This window comes from Lactobacillus helveticus, from assembly GCF_046109915.1.
GTDB lineage: Bacteria > Bacillota > Bacilli > Lactobacillales > Lactobacillaceae > Lactobacillus > Lactobacillus helveticus.
In genome coordinates, this window is record NZ_CP151471.1 from 1,875,659 (window position 1) to 1,895,413 (window position 19,755).

At 37.1% G+C, this 19,755-nt stretch carries 19 protein-coding genes, 1 tRNA gene and 1 riboswitch; of the genes, 16 read left to right on the forward strand and 4 right to left on the reverse strand.

Annotation, left to right across the window (positions count from 1 at the left end):
- Window positions 1–14 precede the first annotated feature (14 nt).
- Window positions 15–959 carry an ABC transporter ATP-binding protein gene (locus tag AADV52_RS09525; protein WP_014918159.1) on the forward strand — a complete coding sequence of 315 codons (945 nt, stop codon included), beginning with the start codon at window positions 15–17 and terminating at the stop codon, window positions 957–959.
- Between the two features lie 81 nt (window positions 960–1,040).
- On the opposite strand, the gene AADV52_RS09530 is transcribed toward AADV52_RS09525, so the two are convergent.
- Both AADV52_RS09530 and AADV52_RS09535 read right to left on the reverse strand, forming a co-directional pair.
- A complete protein-coding gene (locus tag AADV52_RS09530) occupies window positions 1,041–2,357 on the reverse strand; it encodes a C1 family peptidase (RefSeq protein WP_014918160.1) in 1,317 nt (438 codons plus the stop codon).
- Between the two features lie 140 nt (window positions 2,358–2,497).
- Window positions 2,498–2,923, reverse strand: coding sequence for an Hsp20/alpha crystallin family protein (locus tag AADV52_RS09535; protein WP_014918161.1), 426 nt, complete (start codon window positions 2,921–2,923; stop codon window positions 2,498–2,500).
- A gap of 232 nt (window positions 2,924–3,155) precedes the next feature.
- Here AADV52_RS09535 and greA point away from each other — a divergent pair, with 232 nt between their 5' ends.
- Together greA and AADV52_RS09545 are read left to right on the forward strand one after the other, a co-directional pair.
- A complete protein-coding gene (gene greA / locus AADV52_RS09540) occupies window positions 3,156–3,617 on the forward strand; it encodes a transcription elongation factor GreA (RefSeq protein WP_014918162.1) in 462 nt (153 codons plus the stop codon).
- A gap of 88 nt (window positions 3,618–3,705) precedes the next feature.
- Entirely contained in the window at window positions 3,706–4,368 is a 663-nt protein-coding gene (locus tag AADV52_RS09545; RefSeq protein ID WP_012211324.1) for a CPBP family intramembrane glutamic endopeptidase, read from the forward strand.
- Window positions 4,369–4,416: 48 nt separating this feature from the next.
- On the opposite strand, the gene AADV52_RS09550 is transcribed toward AADV52_RS09545, so the two are convergent.
- Together AADV52_RS09550 and AADV52_RS09555 are read right to left on the reverse strand one after the other, a co-directional pair.
- A tRNA-Gly gene (locus AADV52_RS09550) sits at window positions 4,417–4,487 on the reverse strand.
- Between the two features lie 41 nt (window positions 4,488–4,528).
- Window positions 4,529–5,128, reverse strand: a complete 600-nt coding sequence (locus tag AADV52_RS09555; protein ID WP_014918163.1) for an SOS response-associated peptidase family protein — start codon at window positions 5,126–5,128, stop codon at window positions 4,529–4,531.
- Between the two features lie 124 nt (window positions 5,129–5,252).
- Here AADV52_RS09555 and trpS point away from each other — a divergent pair, with 124 nt between their 5' ends.
- From trpS to AADV52_RS09620, 13 genes are all read left to right on the forward strand, one after another.
- Window positions 5,253–6,275: a tryptophan--tRNA ligase gene (gene trpS / locus AADV52_RS09560; RefSeq protein ID WP_014918164.1), complete on the forward strand. Its 1,023-nt coding sequence runs from the start codon at window positions 5,253–5,255 to the stop codon at window positions 6,273–6,275.
- A gap of 23 nt (window positions 6,276–6,298) precedes the next feature.
- Window positions 6,299–6,778, forward strand: a complete 480-nt coding sequence (locus AADV52_RS09565; RefSeq protein WP_014918165.1) for a ComE operon protein 2 — start codon at window positions 6,299–6,301, stop codon at window positions 6,776–6,778.
- Window positions 6,768–7,376 (forward strand): TPM domain-containing protein, encoded by a 609-nt coding sequence (locus AADV52_RS09570; RefSeq protein ID WP_014918166.1) that lies wholly within the window; start codon window positions 6,768–6,770, stop codon window positions 7,374–7,376. Before AADV52_RS09565 ends, AADV52_RS09570 begins: the two co-directional genes overlap by 11 nt.
- 49 nt (window positions 7,377–7,425) lie before the next feature.
- Window positions 7,426–7,589, forward strand: a riboswitch (M-box (ykoK) riboswitch).
- An 86-nt stretch (window positions 7,590–7,675) separates the two neighbouring features.
- Complete coding sequence (gene mgtA, locus AADV52_RS09575) at window positions 7,676–10,339, forward strand: magnesium-translocating P-type ATPase (RefSeq protein WP_014918167.1); 2,664 nt, start codon at window positions 7,676–7,678, stop codon at window positions 10,337–10,339.
- Between the two features lie 92 nt (window positions 10,340–10,431).
- Window positions 10,432–12,408 carry a methionine--tRNA ligase gene (gene metG / locus AADV52_RS09580; RefSeq protein WP_014918168.1) on the forward strand — a complete coding sequence of 659 codons (1,977 nt, stop codon included), beginning with the start codon at window positions 10,432–10,434 and terminating at the stop codon, window positions 12,406–12,408.
- Window positions 12,408–13,175, forward strand: coding sequence for a TatD family hydrolase (locus AADV52_RS09585; protein WP_014918169.1), 768 nt, complete (start codon window positions 12,408–12,410; stop codon window positions 13,173–13,175). The genes metG and AADV52_RS09585 overlap by 1 nt, the downstream gene beginning before the upstream one ends.
- Window positions 13,162–13,728 (forward strand): ribonuclease M5, encoded by a 567-nt coding sequence (gene rnmV / locus AADV52_RS09590; RefSeq protein WP_014918170.1) that lies wholly within the window; start codon window positions 13,162–13,164, stop codon window positions 13,726–13,728. The genes AADV52_RS09585 and rnmV overlap by 14 nt, the downstream gene beginning before the upstream one ends.
- Entirely contained in the window at window positions 13,718–14,602 is an 885-nt protein-coding gene (rsmA, locus tag AADV52_RS09595; RefSeq protein WP_014918171.1) for a 16S rRNA (adenine(1518)-N(6)/adenine(1519)-N(6))-dimethyltransferase RsmA, read from the forward strand. The genes rnmV and rsmA overlap by 11 nt, the downstream gene beginning before the upstream one ends.
- 138 nt (window positions 14,603–14,740) lie before the next feature.
- Entirely contained in the window at window positions 14,741–16,147 is a 1,407-nt protein-coding gene (locus AADV52_RS09600; RefSeq protein ID WP_126096222.1) for an ISLre2 family transposase, read from the forward strand.
- Between the two features lie 123 nt (window positions 16,148–16,270).
- The gene (locus AADV52_RS09605; RefSeq protein WP_003625575.1) at window positions 16,271–16,528 is read left to right on the forward strand and encodes a Veg family protein; all 258 of its coding nucleotides are present in this window, start codon (window positions 16,271–16,273) and stop codon (window positions 16,526–16,528) included.
- Between the two features lie 102 nt (window positions 16,529–16,630).
- A complete protein-coding gene (purR, locus tag AADV52_RS09610) occupies window positions 16,631–17,461 on the forward strand; it encodes a pur operon repressor (protein WP_014918172.1) in 831 nt (276 codons plus the stop codon).
- A 46-nt stretch (window positions 17,462–17,507) separates the two neighbouring features.
- A complete protein-coding gene (glmU, locus tag AADV52_RS09615) occupies window positions 17,508–18,893 on the forward strand; it encodes a bifunctional UDP-N-acetylglucosamine diphosphorylase/glucosamine-1-phosphate N-acetyltransferase GlmU (protein ID WP_014918173.1) in 1,386 nt (461 codons plus the stop codon).
- A 238-nt stretch (window positions 18,894–19,131) separates the two neighbouring features.
- The gene (locus AADV52_RS09620; RefSeq protein WP_227028450.1) at window positions 19,132–19,731 is read left to right on the forward strand and encodes an SLAP domain-containing protein; all 600 of its coding nucleotides are present in this window, start codon (window positions 19,132–19,134) and stop codon (window positions 19,729–19,731) included.
- The last annotated feature ends 24 nt before the right edge of the window (window positions 19,732–19,755 follow it).

Sequence of the window (19,755 nt, forward strand, 5' to 3'; positions counted from 1 at the left end):
CAAAGGAGAATTTTATGCCAGAAAAAAAGAAAATTTTGGAAGTAAAACATCTAAAACAATACTTTAAAAATGGCCGTAATGTCACCAAAGCTGTTGACGATGTAAGTTTTGACATTTATGAAGGTGAAACTTTTGGCTTGGTAGGTGAATCAGGATCTGGTAAGACAACTACCGGTCGTTCAATTTTACAGTTGTATAAGCCAACTAGCGGTGAAGTTATTTTTGAAGGTAAGAATGTTGAAAACCTGAAAAGTAGAGCTGATAAATTAGCTTTTACTAGGGATGCTCAAATGATTTTTCAAGATCCTTATGCTTCGCTCAATCCAAGAATGACCGTTGAAGATATCATTGCTGAAGGGCTTGATATTCACCACTTAGTAAAAAACAAGGAAGAAAGAAGCAAACGAGTAGAAGAACTACTTGAAACTGTAGGTTTGAACGAAAGTCATGTCAGTCGTTTCCCACATGAATTCTCAGGTGGTCAGCGTCAAAGAATCGGGATTGCTCGTGCTTTGGCGGTTGAACCAAAATTCATTGTGGCTGACGAACCTATTTCAGCTTTGGATGTGTCAATTCAGGCTCAAGTTGTTAACTTGATGATTGAATTGCAGAAAAAACGCGGGTTGACCTATCTCTTTATTGCACACGATTTATCAATGGTTAAGTTTATTTCTGATCGTATTGGAGTTATGCACTACGGTAAACTGCTTGAAGTTGGTCCTGCAGACGATGTATATGATCGTCCATTGCATGACTATACCAAGAGTTTAATTTCCGCTGTGCCAATCCCTGACCCAGAAATTGAACGTAGTCGTACTCGTATTCCTTATGATGCTCAAAAAGAAGAAATGGACGGTAAGGAACGCAGTATGCATGAAATTCGCCCTGGTCACTTTGTTCGTTGCAGTGACGATGAAGTTAAGCACTACGAACAAGTAGCGGCTAGTTATGAAGACTAATCCTTTAATCAAAACTATCTAAATAAGTATAAAAAATAAGCCTCAGAAGTTCTGAGGCTTATTTTTATGTTTAAATTTTCATTAAGCAAGTGAATCCCATGCAGGAAGATCAGTAATTGGGCCTTCTGCAAGTTCCTTTTGCTTATCAGTCAAATACTTCTTGTGAACGACAACTTCATAAACGTAATCGTTAAACCATTCATTGTTCATTACGTAGTAACCCTTTGCACCTGACTTGTCGCCCCATGAGTTTTCAACTTTCCATTGACGAACTTCACCGTTATCTTCATCAACACCGACTAAGGTCATGGCGTGAGAAACTTCGCCGACACCAGTCTTTAATCTGTCAGCCTTTGACATCTTAAGGTCAACGCCAAATAAGTCATCCAACTTGTAAAGGTTAGTGTCAAGGTAGCCAGTCTTACGGTCCATTTGACGAAGCACATCATTACCGAACCAAACAGCTTCACCGTCTTTTAATTGAGCAATAGAAGCAGCGGTTAAGTATTCCATAGGAACATTCAAAAGTTTAATTCTGATTGAACCAGAGACGTTATCTTCTGCTGGTAAACCATAAAGCTTGCCATATTCGTGGTCTGGTGCGTTGGTCAAAACAACGTAGTCATCAAAGTCAACGCCATCTAAGTACTTGTGCAAGAATTCAAGTGGAGTAAGGTCTTTTTCTAAGTGGTACTTCTTATCGTCATCACGGTATTCAAGATCGAACTTCTTAGGTGGTTCACCAACAGCAATAGCAGTCATTTGGTAAACTTCGCTCAAGAATTTTTCACGAGTCTTCTTGATTTCGTCATCTTTGTCCTCTTGCTTTAATTTTCTAAGAACCAAAGCATCCTTCTTAAGCTTGTCGCCTAATGCAGTGGCAAGACCAGTAGTGTCGTTAGTGTTAAAGGTTTCAGGCATAGCATATGAAGGTACGACACCATATTTTTCAACTAAGGCAGCAGCCATTTGGAATTGACCACCATCTGTACCTGCAAAGTCTAAGTCAGTCTTAACTTGACGAGAATCAAGTGGCATATCAGCGCTGTCTAAGATACGGTTGTAGAACATGTTGGCACGTTCAATCTTGTCCCAGAAGAAGTTGTATGCTTGTGAGAAAGTAAAGTCTTTTGCCTTGTATTTCTTGCCAAATTCATGACGCAGAACGTTTAATGTGGCAAATAACCAGCAACGACCTGAGTGTTTTTGGTTAGTAACGTTGTCAGTATCAAGTTCAGTTGAAAAGACACGGGTTAATTCGCTTTGAACGCGGTCATTATAAGAAGCTTCAAGTACACCGCTACGTTGAGCAGCACGAGCAACGACTTTATTTTTAGGATTTTTATTAAAATCAGCAGAAAACTTTTCAAGTTCCTGCACAGTTAATTCATGAGCCATTTAAGAATTCTCCTTTTATAATTTTTAATTTTTTCTTAAATTAAGTCTATTTTAAGCCAAAATAAAAGCGGGTTCAATAATGAACTCGCTTCAGAAAATTATATCCGTCACTTATTAGACTTCTTGCTTAATCTAATAAATTAATCAATATGGATAGAATTGCTATCATCGCCAGCGTTTTGCTTTGGCAAGGTGATAGTCAATACACCATTATCATACTTTGCATGGATCTCACTTGCAACTATATTTGGCAATCTATAGCTTCTTGAAATGCGACCTTCGCTTCTTTCTTTGTGGATAATATTCTTATCCTTGTCGCTTGTATCCTTGAATGATTTTCTGCTACCTGCAACTGTTAAAAAACCATCTTTGTAATTTACATTGATGTCTTCTTTATTCATACCAGGCATATCAATCTTAACAGTATAGTTTTTATCGGTTTCAGCAACATCTGATTGCATGATGTTTTCAATTTCAGTGTCATCAAAGAAGTTTCTTGGAAAACCAAACCAGTCGTTCATTGCATCCATCATATCATTACGACGATTCATTATATCGTTTGCCATATTGAAAACTTCCTTTCTATTTTTTTGCTTGTTTAATCTGTAAGGTCTCGTTCTTTTTCCTTACACTGATTATTATAGTCGTTTTTTAAATAAGTTAAACTATTTAGCACTAAAAAGCATATAGTGCTAATTTTTGTAGAAAAACTTTGCTAGATCAATGCTTAACACCTGTGGATAACTTTTGTATAATTAGAAAGAAAAAATGAATGAACTGTTAATCAGGTGTTAAATTATGGTATATTTTCAAAAAATGACGCCGGAAGGCTACAAACAAATTGAAGATGAAATTGCACGATTAAAAAAGGATCGTCCTCGTAGAATAAAGATTCTGCAGGCAGCGCGGGCTTTAGGTGACTTATCAGAAAATACTGAGTATACAGAGGCTAAAAGAGACCTTGGTCACTTGCAAAGTCGTTTGCGTTATTTAGGTAAACAATTAAAGTATGCAGAAATTGTGAAAACTACAGATGACGGCAAAGTGGATTGGGGCAAGACCGTTGTTCTTAAGTTTGATGACGATGATGAAACAGAAGAGTATAAGATTGTAGGACGCATGGAAGCAGATCTTGCAGATGGAAAAATTTCTTTCGATTCACCTTTAGGCCAAGCAATTATGAAACAAGAAGCTGGTGGAGTGGCAACAGTTGAGGCACCAGCTGGAGAATATAAAGTGACAATTGTAGAAGTGAAATAAACGGACGCCCTATCTGTATTTAATAAACTGTACTTTTTTGGTATAATATGGAATTTGTAGGATAGAATCCAGAGTAGGAGTGAAAATTTTGAATACGCCAGAATCGAGAGAGGGAAATGTTATCCGCTATGCAGTATACCTGGTAGGGTATGTGATAGTCTTTGCTGTAGTCAAGTTGGTGACTAGGAAGACGCCATTGCATGTTTGGGATCTAATTTTATTTTGCCTTGTTGCAGCAATGATATTACTGTTCTATATTTATCGCTTTAACCGCGAACAACGTTTTTTTGCTCGAGATTTTAAGCTGCCCTGGCTGGGTAACTTTTCGGCAGTAATGTTGCTTACTTTGGTGATTACGGCTACTCGGATCCTAATTTCGTACTTACAGGCGTATAATCGAATTCCACATTATGATTTTCAATTGATTTATTTAAAAAATGAATCGGTTGACATGTTTTGGTTTTTGATTTTAGTTCAAGGAATTATCCTGCCAATCCTGCAAGAATTTCTGGCAACAGGATTTTTATTTAATTATGCTTTTCGAAGAAATACCAAACAAGTTGCGATATTAGGAATTATTGTTTCAGGAATTATCTTTAGTTTATTAAACTTTCAAAGTTCACTTCTATTGTTTGTGATTGAGATTATCTATGGTGGGTTATTTGCCTGGAGCTATCTTTATACGCAAACACTCTGGATGCCAATTTATCTAGCTATTATTAGCGGAGTTTTAACTGTTATTATGGCTTAAAAAATAAACGGATGAGAAAAAATCTCATCCGTTTTTTGACATTAAAAAAGCGGATAGCGTGAATCGAACCCGCATCTACAGCTTGGGAAGCTGTCGTTCTACCATTTAACTATACCCGCAATACTTCTTTATTCTATCATGCTTTTAATTAAGAAACCAATTATTTTTGATGGGGCTCTTTTTGAACTTCGAGGTTAATATCGCTGCGATCGATTAAACTGGTAAAATTTTGAAAAAGCCATCTGCGCAATTCACTTGGTTCAATGACTAACGGCATCCGATTATGAATGGGAGCCGTATCTTTGTTAAGAGCAGTAGTAACCATAGAAAAATCATTTTGATCATAAATACCCGCAATCATCGTGATAGGATTGTTAGTTTTAAAGCGGTAACGGTCATGATATTTTTTACCATTGGCTACTTGATAAGTAGTTTTTGCATATCCAAAAAATTCGCTACTTAAGATTAAACAGCGTTGTTTAGCAAAAGAATGATCCCACATCGAAGGTTTATTTTCATAGAATCGTTCGATTCTAGCATTAAACATTGGCTTTTTGGGATCAACTGGACTAGGATAGCCCCAGTTTTTATTGACGAGTTGCAGCTTATCATCATGATAAAGCAAAACGGGTGCAGCTTGGTTTGGAAAAATATCTCGTTGTTTTATTTCAATTTGAGGATCTATTAATGGCAGATTCAAATCCTCGGTCAGGTATTTTTTGATTTGCATTAAATCGGGTAAACGAAAGTGATTACACATGGATTGTTTCCTTTCTTTGCTGGTAGTTTAATCATAGTCTAAATTTTGTTAAAATTAGGTATTAACTAAGAAATAAAATAAAAAAGTAAAGAGTATAAAATAAAATTAGAAAAGAGTAGAAGTTATGGCAAAAGAAATTTTATTAACCGGTGATCGTCCAACTGGTAAGCTTCACATTGGTCACTATATTGGCTCACTTAAAAATAGAGTAAAATTGCAAAATTCTGGCAAGTATGATCCTTATATCATGATTGCTGATACGCAAGCATTGACAGATAATGCTCGTAATCCAGAAAAAATTCGCAACAGTTTAATTCAAGTAGCATTAGACTACTTAGCTGTAGGTATTGATCCAAGTAAATCAACAATTTACGTTCAATCACAAATTCCAGCTTTGTTTGAATTAACTTCTTACTACATGGACTTGGTAACTGTTGCACGCCTTGAAAGAAACCCAACTGTTAAAACTGAAATTAAGCAAAAAGATTTCAAAGATTCAATCCCAGTAGGTTTCTTAAACTATCCAGTTTCTCAAGCTGCAGATATTACTGCTTTTAAGGCTACTATCGTTCCTGTTGGGGATGATCAGGAACCAATGCTTGAACAAACTCGTGAAATTGTAAGAACCTTTAACCGCGTTTACAACACTGATATTTTGGTTGAACCTAAAGGTTACTTCCCACCAAATGGTTCAGGTCGTCTTCCAGGTCTTGATGGTAACGCTAAGATGTCTAAGTCACTTGGCAACTGCATTTATTTGTCAGATGATGCTAAGACTGTACAAAAGAAAGTTATGTCAATGTACACCGATCCAAATCATATTCACGTTGAAGATCCAGGTAAGGTTGAAGGCAATACTGTCTTTACTTATCTCGATGTCTTTGATCCAGATAAGGATAAGGTAGCAGAACTTAAGGCAGAATACCAAAAAGGCGGTTTGGGTGACGTTAAAATTAAACGTTACTTAAACAAAGTGCTGGAAGCTGAACTTGCACCTATTCGTGAACGTCGTGAAAAGTATGCTCAAGATGAAGATGCAATTTACGAGATGCTTTTAGAAGGATCAAAGAAAGCAAATACAGTAGCTAATGAGACTTTGGAACAAGTTCGTGATGCTATTGGTTTGAACTACTTTAAAAATAGATAATATGAATAAACAGAGGTAAGTTCATGCACGATCGAATTCCTTGGAAACAATATTTCATGATGCAAGCACTAGTAATAGCACAGCGTTCTACTTGTAATAGAGCTCTTGTTGGTAGTGTTTTAGTAAAAGATAATCGTATTATTGGCACAGGGTATAATGGGTCCGTTTCTGGACAGCCACATTGTGATGAAGTAGGCCATCAAATGGTTGATGGACATTGCGTTCGGACTATTCATTCCGAGATGAATGCCATCATTCAATGTGCAAAATTTGGCGTATCAACTGATGATACTGAAATATATGTGACTCATTTTCCTTGTTATAATTGCTGCAAATCTTTACTTCAAGCTGGCGTAAAGAAAATTAATTATTACTTTGATTATCGCGACAATCCGTTGGCAATGCAGCTGCTTCATGATTGTGGGGTACCATATGAACAGATTAAAATCGATCGGAAATATGTGGAAAGCTTGGCTTATAAACTTGAAGAAGATGAAAACTAGATTTATTTGGCTATTTGGCTTGTTGGCCGTCTTTATGACGATGACGGGATTTGTGCAACCTAATATTGAGGATCATGCTCATATTTTAAATAAAGAGACTAAGACTTTAATTAAAGAGAAGAATAATCGTTATTTGCAAACCAAAGAGCAACCTCAAATAACTGTAGTTACAGTGAAAAAACTTAAAAACTTAACGCCAAAATCGTTAAATCGATCTAAGCGCACTGTTTTTATTGTGGTAGGGCAAAAAGGTAAGAAGCGCAATGTACAAATTTTTTCAAGCAAAGATTTACATGGTGCTTTTACAGCAGATGCGAGATCAAATATTCTTAGCGCTGAGGCAGATCAACTTCGAAGTTATAATAATGCTACTTTTAACAAGGGGTTGCGATTTGTTTTTCGTGCCTGTGCAACCAAGGTAGATCAACAATATCAATATGCTCTTGATAAATTTGATTTATCGCAAAGCGAACAAAATAAGATTTCGCATCCCCATCGAATAGCACTGCCAATCGCATTAGCCTTGGCATTCCTAATTATGGGAATAATATATATACTTAGAAGATTCGGACATCATAGCTCTAATTTGCGCAAATAGGCAACTTGACTTATTTGAATTAAGTCCTTAAACTTTTTGTAGATATAGTAAGTAAAACTGTTAGGTGAGACTCCTACGTGAACACACGCTATCGCCCAGAAACATCCAGAGATGCCAACGGGTTAAATAGGTGTCGTCGACTTAAGGCGAGATCCAGATAGCTAGCATGTGCTTACGTCACGTAGTGTTAAAACTGAACGACGAGTATGACAAAAGCCTTGTTTGGCGTGCAAGTCACCTGCAGAAATAGCAGGTGGCTTTTTTTGTTTGCTTGTCTATTGAATGAGAGGAATTGTAGAATGTTAAAACCAGCGAGCAAAAAACATTCAAATGTTGACATTCAACGAATTCAACGGATTGCACGTGAATCACGCAGCGAAACGCTAGCGAGGCTGCAAGCGAGTGCCGAAGGACTTTCAACCAAAAAAGCTAATGAAAATAGAAAGGAATATGGCAAAAATGAGATAAGAACGAATACCAATGCATCTAAATGGAAATTATTGGGTGAATCCTTAGCAACACCATTTACTTTGGTATTAATTATTTTGACCTTGCTTACCACCTTTACTAGTTACATTGTTCCTCATGGCAATAGTGATATAGAGACTGTATTGGTAATGCTACTGATGCTTCTGATTTCTGTTGTGGCAAATTTTATTCAGAAAATACGGATTGCTAAGGTTACTGACAAATTATTAAATATGGTGTCAGTTACTACCAATATCAGGCGTGATGGAAAAAATATGGAATTGCCAACTGAAGATGTAGTAGTTGGCGATGTGATCAACTTATCTGCAGGCGACATGATCCCAGCTGATATGAAGCTGCTAACAAGTAAGGATTTATTTTGTTCTTCTAGCTATCTTGATGGTGATTCCGAACCGACAGAGAAAGTTGCCAACGTTACGCTAAAACCGAGTATGTTAGCTGATTACCTAAATTATCCCAATATTTTGTATGAGGGAACTACGATTGTTTCCGGTTCCGGTAGCGGCATTGTTTTTGCGGTAGGAAACAACACCGTTTTTGGCAAAGAAGTTCAGAAGATTTCACGCAAAAAGGTCAATACAACGCTGTTTGATCGAGAAATGAAGCAGCTTGCTAAAATTTTAATAATTGTGACAGCTATTTTGTTGCCCTTGTTATTCATAATTAATGGTTTAACAAAAGGTGATTGGGGAGAAAGCCTAATATTTGCTTTGGCAGCGGCAGTTGGGCTTACTCCTGAAGTTTTGCCGATTATCGTTAACAGCAATCTGACTAAAGGCGCACTTGAAATGTCCAAACAAGGCGTGGTAGTCAAGCAAATGAATGCTATTCAAAATTTGGGCTCAACTGATGTTTTCTGTATCGATAAAACAGGTACATTAACTCAAAAGCAGGTAGTTCTAGAGCGTCACTATGATTTGGAAATGGAAGAAACGCCGCGTATTCTAAAGTTTTCGTATTTAAATGCTTATTATCAAACCGGGATGAAGGGTTTGATTGATAAAGCAGTGATTGATGCGGCTGGTGATGAATTAGATGTAAACGAGATTCAGCGTGATTACAACAAGATAGACGAAATTCCTTTTGACTATAGCAGAAAAAGAATGAGCGTTGTGGTGGTTGATAATGATGAACACCACGGGCAACACTTATTGGTTACTAAAGGCGCAGCTGAAGGGATGCTGGATATTTCTAATCAAGTTGAAGTCAATGGCAAAAGCGAAAAGTTGACTTATGCTTGGCGCAAAAGAATCCTTAATCAAATCAATGAACTGAATGATGATGGTTTACGAGTGCTGTTAGTTGGTTATAAATTGAATCCAGCGCCAGTGGGAGAATTTTCTGCTAAAGATGAAAATGATTTAACAATTATTGGCTATTTGGCATATCTTGATCCACCTAAGGAAAGCACTAAAGAGGCTTTACAAGATCTTAAAAATGATAATTTAAACGTCAAAATCTTTACCGGCGATAATGAGGCGGTTACTAGAGCGATTGCTTTGCAAGTCGGCTTAAACGTCGATACGGTTTACGATGGTGAACAAATTGAAACAGCAACGGCAGAAGAATTGGCTGAAATTGTTGAAAAATGTAATATTTTTGTTCATTTAACTCCTGAATTGCGGGTTAAGATTATCCAGGCTCTAAAAAAGAATGGACATACAGTAGGCTACATGGGCGATGGCAATAAAGACGCTCTAGCAATGAAAGTCTCAGATGTAACCGTGACATCTAATAGTTCTGTCGATATTATTAAAGAATCCGCCGACATTGTATTTGAACAAAAAGATTTGCAGTTGCTTGAACAAATGATTATTACTGGGCGCAAAGTCTTCTCAAATACAATGAAATACATCAAGACCTTCTTGGTAACCAACTTTGGCAACATTATTGCGATGGTAATAGCTTCACTTACTTTGCCGTTTTTGCCATTACTGCCTTTGCAGCTGCTTATCTTAAATTTGATTTATAGTCTCAGCTGCGTAGTAATTCCGTTTGACCGCGTATCCAGAAATTATGTGAAAAAACCGCAAAAATGGTCAATTAATAAATGGCCTAAATTCGTATTTAACTTTGGTCCAATTCCCGCAATAATCGATTTAATCACCATAGCATTAATGTTTTATGTGATTTGTCCATATTTGGTGGGAGCAGACTATCATCATTGGGTATTCCAATCATTGTTTTACTCTGGCTTGTTTGTGGAATCTCTATGGACAAGAGAAATGGTTATTAATGTATTGCGGGATGAACGCTTCCCATTTTTTAGACAACATGCGACGCCAGTTGTCATTCTTGTCACCTTCGGCTTAGCTATTTGGGGCAGCGTTTTGCCATCTTCTAACGTTGCGCCTAGTTTAGGATTAACGCAATTGCCAATTGGCTTTACTTTAGTAGTCGTTGCCTTAGAAGTAATATATGTTTTATTAACTACTGCAGTTAAGCACTTATATTTGAAAAAAGAAAAATTTTAATGAAAAAGGAATTGGTGTTTTAGCCCAATTTCTTTTTTAGCATGTTATTATAGAATAGATATTTTAGACGAATAAAGGAGTATGACTAATTAATGGCTGATAAAGATACTTTTTACATTACAACCCCGATTTACTATCCATCTGGTAGATTAACTATTGGTAATGCTTATACCACAATTGCCGCAGATACCATGGCTCGTTACAAGCGTAGTCAAGGCTACGACACTTTCTTTTTAACTGGTACTGACGAACACGGCTTGAAGATTGAACAAAAGGCTGAAGCTCAAGGAATTAAGCCACAAGAATTTGTAGATAAGATGGCTGCATCATACAAGAAGTTATGGAAGAGCCTCGACATTTCTTACGATAAATTCATTAGAACTACTGACGAGGAACACGTTAAGGCTGTTCAAAAAATCTTTGAAAAACTTTTAAAGAAGGGCGACATTTACTTAGGCGAATACACTGGTTGGTATTCAGTTGAAGACGAAGAATACTTCACAGAATCACAACTTGCCGAAGTTTATAAGGATGATAATGGCAACGTTATTGGTGGTAAGGCTCCAAGTGGTCATGAAGTACGTTTGGTTAAGGAACCTTCATACTTCTTCAAGATGAGCAAGTACGCTGACAGATTGGTTGAATACTATAAGGAACATCCTGAATTTATTTTGCCTCACTCTCGTGAAAAGGAAATGCTTAATAACTTCATTAAGCCAGGACTTGAAGATCTTTCAGTTACTCGTACTACTGTTAACTGGGGTATTCCTGTGCCAAGTGATCCAAAGCACGTGGTTTATGTTTGGATTGATGCACTTTCAAACTATATTACTGCTTTAGGCTATGGTTCAGATCATGATGAATTGTTTAAGAAATACTGGCCAGCAGACGTTCATTTGGTAGGTAAGGAAATTGTCCGCTTCCACACCATTTATTGGCCAATTATGTTGATGGCACTTGATTTGCCATTGCCAAAACATATTATTGGTCACGGCTGGGTATTGATGAAGAACGGTAAGATGTCTAAGTCTAAAGGTAACGCCGTTTACCCAGAATCACTTACTAGCCGTTATGGTGTTGACCCACTTCGTTACTACTTGATGCGTGCACTTCCATTTGGTGCAGATGGTATCTTCACTCCTGAAGACTTTATTGAAAGAATTAACTACGATTTGGCTAATGACCTTGGTAACTTGCTTAACCGTACTGTTTCAATGATCAACCAATACCAAGATGGTCAAGTTGCACCTGTTCCTGTTGCTCAAGACAAGTTTGGCCAGGACTTGCAAGATACAGCTGCTAGTGTAATTGCTGACTATCGTGAACAAATGGATTCACTTCATTTCTCACAAGCTTTAGATAGTATTTGGAAGTTAGTAGCCCGCGCTAACAAGTACATCGATGAAACTACCCCTTGGGTATTGAATAAAGAAGGCAAGAAGGATGAATTGTCTCATGTAATGAGCAACTTAGCTGAAAGCTTGCGTTTGATCGCCATCATGATTTATCCAGTAATGACTGAAACTACACCTAAGATGTTTGAACAACTTGGCTTGAACTGGGATGATGAAGATCAAAAGAATTTAGCCTTTAATGATTTTGGTTGGAACACCAAAGTTGTTGAAAAACCAAAGCCAATTTTCCCAAGACTTAAGGCCGAAGAAGAAGTTAAATACATCAAGGATGAAATGGCTAAGGCTAAGCCAAAGAAGACCACTAGAAGTGAACAAAAGAAGGGTAACGAAATTACCATTGACGATTTTGACAAGGTAAAGATTCAAGTAGGTCAAATTTTGTCAGTAGAACCAGTTAAGGGCTCAAACAAGTTGCTTATGTTCAAGCTTGATTTTGGCGATGGTAAAGAACGTCAAATTTTGAGTGGTATTCGCAAGTTCTACCCAGATGCAAGTGAACTTCTTGATAAAAAGGTGTTAGCTGTTACTAACTTGAAGCCACGCAAGATGTTAGGTCACCTTAGCGAAGGCATGCTTTTATCCAGTGAAAAAGATGGTCAAGTTAAATTAGCACTTGTTGGCGATGAACACTCAGTTGGAGCTGAATTAGGCTAATGGAGATTATTGATAACCATACTCACTTAAATGATGAGCCTTTTAGAGGCAAGGAACAGTATTATCTTGAACGTGCCAAAAGTTTAGGAGTAACTAAAGTAATATGTGCGGGTCAAGATCCGGATTTTAATCAGCAAGCTGTTGATTTGGTTCAAAGATTCGATAATGTCTATGCGATGGTAGGATATTGTCCTGATGTGGCCAAAGATTATGATCAAAAGGCTGAAGATAAGCTAATTGAGCAGTTAAAAATGCCTAAGGTTGTCGCAATGGGTGAGATCGGTCTCGATTATTATTGGGATGAATCGCCTAGGGATGTACAACGCGAAGTTTTTGCACGTCAAATCGAAGTAGCGCATGATCTAAAAATGCCGGTTGATATTCATACTAGGGATGCTTTTCCTGATTGCTACGATATTTTGAAGAATAGCAATTTAGAGTATGGCGCGATTTTGCATAGCTTTAATGGTGGAATTGACTGGTTAAACAAGTTTTTGGATTTGAATGTCTACTTCTCATATTCAGGTGTGGTTTCTTTTACCAAGGCTACTGAAGTTCATGAAAGTGCTAAAGCAGCTCCACTTGATCGAATCATGGTGGAAACTGATGCACCATACTTAACGCCTAAGCCATATCGCGGTCGTCAAAATGAGACTGGCTATGTGCGTTATGTTGCAGAAGCCATTGCTAAATTAAAAGATATTCCACTTGAGGAAGTCGCAGAAGCTACTTATAAAAATACAGTGAGAGTTTATGGTCTTAAATAAAAAGAATTTTGATGCGGTAGTAGTTGTTGAGGGAAAAGATGACACTATTCGTTTAAAACAATTTTTCCCAGGAATTGAGACAGTAGAAACTAACGGTTCTGCTGTTTCAGATAGTGTTTTAACTCAGTTGAAGCAGCTTAGTAAAACTAGACAAATTATTGTTTTTACAGATCCTGACTTTAATGGTGAGCGTATTCGCCGGATTGTCACTAACGCGGTGCCTAATGCAAAGCAAGCCTTTATTACACGTAAAGAGGGCGAACCTCATAAAAAGGGGAGCCTTGGCGTAGAACATGCTTCAAAAGAGGCACTTGAAAAGGCTTTGAGTGATTTACACGATGTTGCTCCGAAAAATAGTGATTTAACAAAAGAAGAATACCGTAAGTTAGGCTTGGCAGGTGGTACGGGCTCACGTAAATTGCGTGAACAAGTTGGCATTAAGTTAAGAGTAGGTTATGGCAATTCTAAGCAATTTTATAATCGTTTGCATACCTTTGGTGTTTCACTTAATGAGTTGAAGCAGGCAGTAGAGGAGGCAAAGAATGGCAAATAATATTCCAATTGGTTCTGCGGTGAGAACCCAGGCAATTATTAACCGCTATTTTGTAAAGGCTAAGAAAAACTTGGGTCAAAATTTCTTGATTGATCAAAATGCAATTTTGGGTATTGTCGAAGCGGCAGATATTCATGCAGGTGATCAAGTAATTGAAATCGGTCCTGGTATTGGTTCTTTAACAGAGCAGCTTTTACTTGACGGTGCAAAAGTTTTTGCCTATGAAGTAGATGACAGCTTACCTGAAATTTTGCAAAATGAACTGCCTAAAAAAATTGGTGATGCTCCCTTAGAAGATCGCTTTAAATTAATGCTTAAAGACGTACTGAAAGCTAATTTTAAAGAAGATCTTGCTGGCTTTTTTGATATGAGTAAGCCAATCAAGGTAGTTGCTAATTTGCCATATTACATTACTACTCCAATTATTTTTGCTTTGGCTGAATCAGATTTGCATTTTGCCAGTTTAACTTTAATGATGCAAAAAGAAGTGGCTGAAAGACTGGAAGCTAAGCCTGGTAGTAAAGAATATGGTCCTTTGACTATTTCTGTCCAAACTGAAATGGATGTCAAGGTGGCACTGGAAGTTAATCATAATTCATTCATGCCACGTCCTAAGGTTGATTCGAGCGTAGTTGTTTTAACTCCATTGAAGAATAAGCCTGAGATTGAGAATCGCAAACACTTCGTTTGGGTGGTAAAAATGTGCTTCTCCCAGCGCAGAAAGACACTAAATAACAACTTGAAAACCTTAATTCCAGATTCTGAAAAGCGTGAAGCATTAATCAAAAAGCTTGGCGTAGATCCACGAGTAAGACCTGAGAATTTAACAATTGAACAATTTATTGAAATAGCTAGAAATATCCCAGCTAAGTAGTGCTAAGTGTATAATTTTTTGCGGTAAGTTGAATAATTAATTAAAAAAGCTCAAATCCTTTGAAATTGGACTTGAGCTCAAACAAAAAGACCAGTAGTCTGATGTTAACGAAAAAAACACATTAGAAGCTGGTCTTTTATGGAATCTATTATAGCTGATATCGTAAAAATTATTAAGTCTGAAAATAATGTTATTGCCCGTGAAAAGGCATTAATGTGCTATTTCTTTGATCTGATTAGAGAATTGATGACAGCAGCACTAGAAGAAGTTGATGCTGGTCTAGTTGAAGAGACTAAAAAGCAAGGCTATCAGATCGAGAAGAAAAATAAGCGTTCAGTTGTGACTGCCTTTGGTGAAATCAGCTATTGGCGCAGAAGACATGTTTGTCCTGGCAAAAAGGCTAAATATCCACTGGATAAGCTGATGGGCTATGACAAATATAAGCGTTACAGTGTTTTGGCAGTGAAGGATATTTTGCAGGTTAGCGCCGTGGCAACTTACCGCAATACTGCTTTAGCTGTTAATACTCTCTCCTGTTTCAATATTAGCCATAGTCAAGTTGGCAAGCTGATTGTGCAAGCAGGCAAACAGATTAAAGCACAGCAGCAGTCTGAGGAAAGATACGATGGTATTGCTCAAAAGAAAAAGGTGCCAGTGCTTTATCTTGAAGGCGATGGCGTTGTGATTAAAGGCACCAAGAAGCGACTGGAATTTCATCGCTATCAAGTCTGCGAGGATATTATTAATTTAAGCAAGACACGCAGAAAGAGAGTACAGGCCAAAGAGTTTGTTTCTTTAAGCCGCTTGGATGCTTTGCAAGAAATTAAAGCTTATTTAGCCAATACCTATGACTTAAGCGATACTTTAATCATCAGTAATGCCGATGGCGGTGCTGGCTATGCCAAGAAAGACTTTGATGAAATAGTTGGCTATTGCCGGCAGCACGAACACTTCTTGGATGTCTTTCACTTGAACAAAAAGATTAAAGATCGTCTAAGCTTCATGCCGGCCATGCAAGGCAAATTGATCAGTGCAGTTGAGTTTAAATATGACCGTCACTTGACTGACGTGATTTTAGACACGATTGAAAGCAATCTGATTGATGAGCTGAATACGCCAGAAAATCATGAGAATTTAAGGCGCCTGCGCAGCTATCTTCATCGTCGCTGGGTGGATATTAAGCCATTCAAAATGCGTCATTTGTCCGTAATTAAGGCAATTGGCTGCTGTGAAAGCAATCACCGTAAATATACTTATCGCGTCAAAGGGCAAGGAAAATACTGGTCAGAAGATGGTGCCGAAGGAATTCTGCGTGTACTGACTTGCATTAAAAACAAAGAGCTGGAATACTGGCTTAGCAGTGAGTTTGCAGGTGGACAGCTCGATATTGGTGATCAGGAAGAATTGAAAGGTGCAGTTCGTGCCAGCCTAAGAAAGACGCATGAAGCTCATCTGGGCATTCATCACGGCGCCATTGAAAGCTTAACAGCAGGACATAGCTATTTAAACGATTTTAGCAGAAAAATAAATCAAATAAATATTTAAGAAATTAAGGTCAGACTAATGGCTAATAGCCTACCGCAAAAATATTGACACTTACTAAGTAGTGTATAATATTGATTTTGCCTTAAAAATGTGATAAAATGCCACTAAAGGAGTTGTTGCTTAGTGCCAACATCGATTATCACAATAAAGCATAAGTTGGATTCTCACTTAGGTGATACCTTAACAGTAGTAGCTCAAGCGGGTCGTAAGAAAGTTACTAAGAGACGGGGAATTCTTAGAGAAACATTTCCTGCAGTGTTTGTGGTCGATTTAGACCAACATCAAAATAATTTTAAACATGTTTCTTACAGTTACACTGATTTATTAACTAAGAATATTGCATTAAAGTTTGATGATGAGGCTGAGGAAGCTGAAGCTTAAACACAATTCAAAATGTCACTAACATTCAAAATGTTAGTGCTTTTTTTTGCTCTTTATAGTATATTTATTAAGTATAAAGCCAAACATTAGAAAGGAAATATCATGAAACGTTCAGAAAGATTGGCTGATATGACCAAATATTTAATGGAGCGTCCCCATACTCTAATTGCGTTGCCATTTTTTGCTAAGCGATACGGTGCTGCTAAGTCCTCTATTTCAGAAGATTTAGCCATTTTGAAACACACACTAGCCAATAACCAAGATGGTATTTTGGAAACTGTAGCAGGAGCAGCTGGCGGGGTACGCTACATTCCATTTTTAGGTAAAAATCATGCAGAAGATTATTTATCTGATTTAGCATCAAGAATTGAAGATCCTAGTCGAATTCTTGCTGGTGGTTTTGTTTATTTATCAGATATTTTAGGCAATACACAAGATTTACGTAGAATCGGTGAACTTGTTGCCACTCGCTACGCTTATGATGATATAGATGCCGTAATGACAGTTGAAACTAAAGGAATTGCCTTGGCTCAAGCTGTAGCTCGCTATTTGGATGTGCCATTCGTAACAGCGAGAAAACGTTCTAAGGTTACTGAAGGAGCAACAGTCTCAGTTAACTATATTTCATCTTCATTAGCCCGTGTTTCTAAGATGGAATTGCCAACTCGTGCTCTTAAAAAAGGCGCTAAGGTTTTAATTGTAGACGACTTTATGAAGGGCGGCGGCACCTTAACTGGAATGGAAGAATTAGTTAAAGAATTCGAAGGTGATATTGCCGGTATTTGCGTTCTTTGTGAAGCTGATTTTGATAAAGAAAAATTAGTTAAGAATTACCTTTCATTAGTAAAAATTAGTAAAATTGATACAGCAAAGAAGCTCATCTTGGCTGAACCAGGAAACTTCTTAAATGAGACTGATTTTGATCGCTTTTAAATGCTATACTAGACCTAAATTTTAATTATTAAGAGGTTAATTACTAATGGAAAAATATGTAGTTGTTCTTGCCGCAGGCAAGGGGACACGAATGAAGTCAAAGTTGTACAAAGTTTTACACAAAGTTTGCGGTAAAACTATGGTAGAACATGTAGTTGATGCTGCTAGTGGAATTAATCCTACAAAGATTGTTACTGTAGTAGGTACTGGTGCTGGCGAAGTTGAAAAGGTATTGGCAAATAAGTCTGATTTTGCCTTCCAAGAAAAACAAGTGGGTACCGGTGATGCAGTAATGACTGCTAAAGAAGCTTTAGGCGATAAAGAAGGTGCTACTTTAGTAGTTACAGGTGATACTCCGCTATTTACTACTGATACTTTTAATGAATTGTTTAAGTATCATGCAGAAAAGGGTAATGCTGCTACTGTTTTGACTGCAGAAGCTCCAAATCCATTTGGCTACGGCAGAATTATTCGTGACAATCAAGGCAATGTTTTACGAATCGTTGAACAAAAAGATGGTAATCCTGACGAATTAAAAGTTAAGGAAATTAATACCGGTGTATTTTGTTTTGACAACCAAAAGTTATTTGAAGCTTTAAAGCATGTTGATAATGACAATGCTCAAGGTGAATATTACTTAACTGATGTACTTGAAATCTTGCGTAACAATGGTGAACGCGTTGGTGCTTACAAGATGCCTGACTTTAGCGAAAGCCTTGGTGTAAATGACCGTGTTGCTTTAGCTCAAGCTACTAAGACTATGCAAAGAAGAATAAATGAAGCACATATGCGTGATGGTGTTTCATTTATTGACCCTGATACTGCTTATATCGATGCAGATGTAAAAATTGGCAACGACACTGTTATTGAAGGCAATGTAGTTATCAAGGGCAATACTGAAATTGGTAGTGACTGCTACATTACTAATGGTTCAAGAATTGTTGATTCTAAGATTGGCAATGGTGTAACTATTACTTCTTCTACTATTGAAGAAGCAGAAATGGATGACAATACCGATATTGGTCCAAACTCTCACCTTCGTCCTAAGGCAATTATTCGCAAGGGTGCTCATATTGGTAACTTTGTTGAAATTAAGAAGGCAGAAATTGGTGAAAATACTAAGGTAGGTCACTTGACTTATGTTGGGGATGCAACTTTAGGCAAGGATATTAACATTGGTTGTGGTACTATCTTCTCTAACTATGATGGTGTTAAGAAGTTCCATACTAATGTTGGTGACCACTCATTTATCGGTGCTGGATCAACACTTATTGCCCCAATCAATGTTGCAGATCATGCCTTTATTGCTGCTGACTCAACTATTACTAAGGATGTTGGCAAATACGATATGGCGATTGCTCGTGGTCGTCAAACTAACAAGGAAGACTACTGGCATAAACTTCCACTTTCCAAAGATAAAGATTGGGAATAAAAATTAAAAAGTAAATGTAGAAAAGATCGAATTTAAAATTTGATCTTTTTTTATTATGCACAATATTAAAATAACGTTTTCATGATCATTCATATTTACATATCACTGACATGATGGAACTTTATTTTACAAAAAATAACAAAATATATTAATTAAACTACAATGAAGTTTTATAATATACGTGGATATAGACATAGACAGAGCAAATTTGATAGAAGGAGATCGAGAGATTATGAAGATGAATTCTAAAATTATTATGGCGTCAGCTATTGCAATAATGGGTATTAGTTCTGTTACTAGGATGACTTCTTCACATAATGGAAATGTAGTTTACGCAAGTGTATATAGTACAGTTGGTAACAATACGGTTGAGGTGGTTAAGAATACCAGTTTCGTTAATAGCCAAGGAAAGAAACAATCGATTATAGCTGAAAAAGGTGGCAGTCACCCTGTTTATGCTGTAAAGAATATGAAAGGCGAAACTTATTTAAGCGTACAAAAGAATAACCAATATTGGTTACCAGCTTCTGCAGTTAAAGGGACAATCTCTTATAAGAAGGGAAAATTAACATATACAATTACTAGCAATGAACAGCAGTCAATTAAGCCGCATGCAACGACTGCTCCAACTGCTAAGACTTTAACTTTGATTCATAATGCTTATGTTTATAATTACAAAGGTAAGCGCATCAAGAGCAGCTTGGGTAAATACTTCATTAAAAAAGGCACTGATCTTAACTACTATGGAACAAAGAAAATTGGCGGCAAAACATACTACTATATTGGCGATGATGCTTATGTTAAGGCTGCAAATGTAGGTAAAGTAGTTAATAATTAGTAAAAAAGAGTAAATTTTATTGCA

Bases quoted from the DNA above. Each gene is read 5' to 3' on its own strand.
- AADV52_RS09525 (WP_014918159.1), top strand. From the start codon at position 15: ATGCCAGAAAAAAAGAAAATTTTGGAAGTAAAACATCTAAAACAATAC.
- AADV52_RS09530 (WP_014918160.1), bottom strand. From the start codon at position 2,357: ATGGCTCATGAATTAACTGTGCAGGAACTTGAAAAGTTTTCTGCTGAT.
- AADV52_RS09535 (WP_014918161.1), bottom strand. From the start codon at position 2,923: ATGGCAAACGATATAATGAATCGTCGTAATGATATGATGGATGCAATG.
- greA (WP_014918162.1), top strand. From the start codon at position 3,156: ATGGTATATTTTCAAAAAATGACGCCGGAAGGCTACAAACAAATTGAA.
- AADV52_RS09555 (WP_014918163.1), bottom strand. From the start codon at position 5,128: ATGTGTAATCACTTTCGTTTACCCGATTTAATGCAAATCAAAAAATAC.
- trpS (WP_014918164.1), top strand. From the start codon at position 5,253: ATGGCAAAAGAAATTTTATTAACCGGTGATCGTCCAACTGGTAAGCTT.
- AADV52_RS09565 (WP_014918165.1), top strand. From the start codon at position 6,299: ATGCACGATCGAATTCCTTGGAAACAATATTTCATGATGCAAGCACTA.
- AADV52_RS09570 (WP_014918166.1), top strand. From the start codon at position 6,768: ATGAAAACTAGATTTATTTGGCTATTTGGCTTGTTGGCCGTCTTTATG.
- mgtA (WP_014918167.1), top strand. From the start codon at position 7,676: ATGTTAAAACCAGCGAGCAAAAAACATTCAAATGTTGACATTCAACGA.
- metG (WP_014918168.1), top strand. From the start codon at position 10,432: ATGGCTGATAAAGATACTTTTTACATTACAACCCCGATTTACTATCCA.
- AADV52_RS09585 (WP_014918169.1), top strand. From the start codon at position 12,408: ATGGAGATTATTGATAACCATACTCACTTAAATGATGAGCCTTTTAGA.
- rnmV (WP_014918170.1), top strand. From the start codon at position 13,162: ATGGTCTTAAATAAAAAGAATTTTGATGCGGTAGTAGTTGTTGAGGGA.
- rsmA (WP_014918171.1), top strand. From the start codon at position 13,718: ATGGCAAATAATATTCCAATTGGTTCTGCGGTGAGAACCCAGGCAATT.
- AADV52_RS09600 (WP_126096222.1), top strand. From the start codon at position 14,741: ATGGAATCTATTATAGCTGATATCGTAAAAATTATTAAGTCTGAAAAT.
- purR (WP_014918172.1), top strand. From the start codon at position 16,631: ATGAAACGTTCAGAAAGATTGGCTGATATGACCAAATATTTAATGGAG.
- glmU (WP_014918173.1), top strand. From the start codon at position 17,508: ATGGAAAAATATGTAGTTGTTCTTGCCGCAGGCAAGGGGACACGAATG.
- AADV52_RS09620 (WP_227028450.1), top strand. From the start codon at position 19,132: ATGAATTCTAAAATTATTATGGCGTCAGCTATTGCAATAATGGGTATT.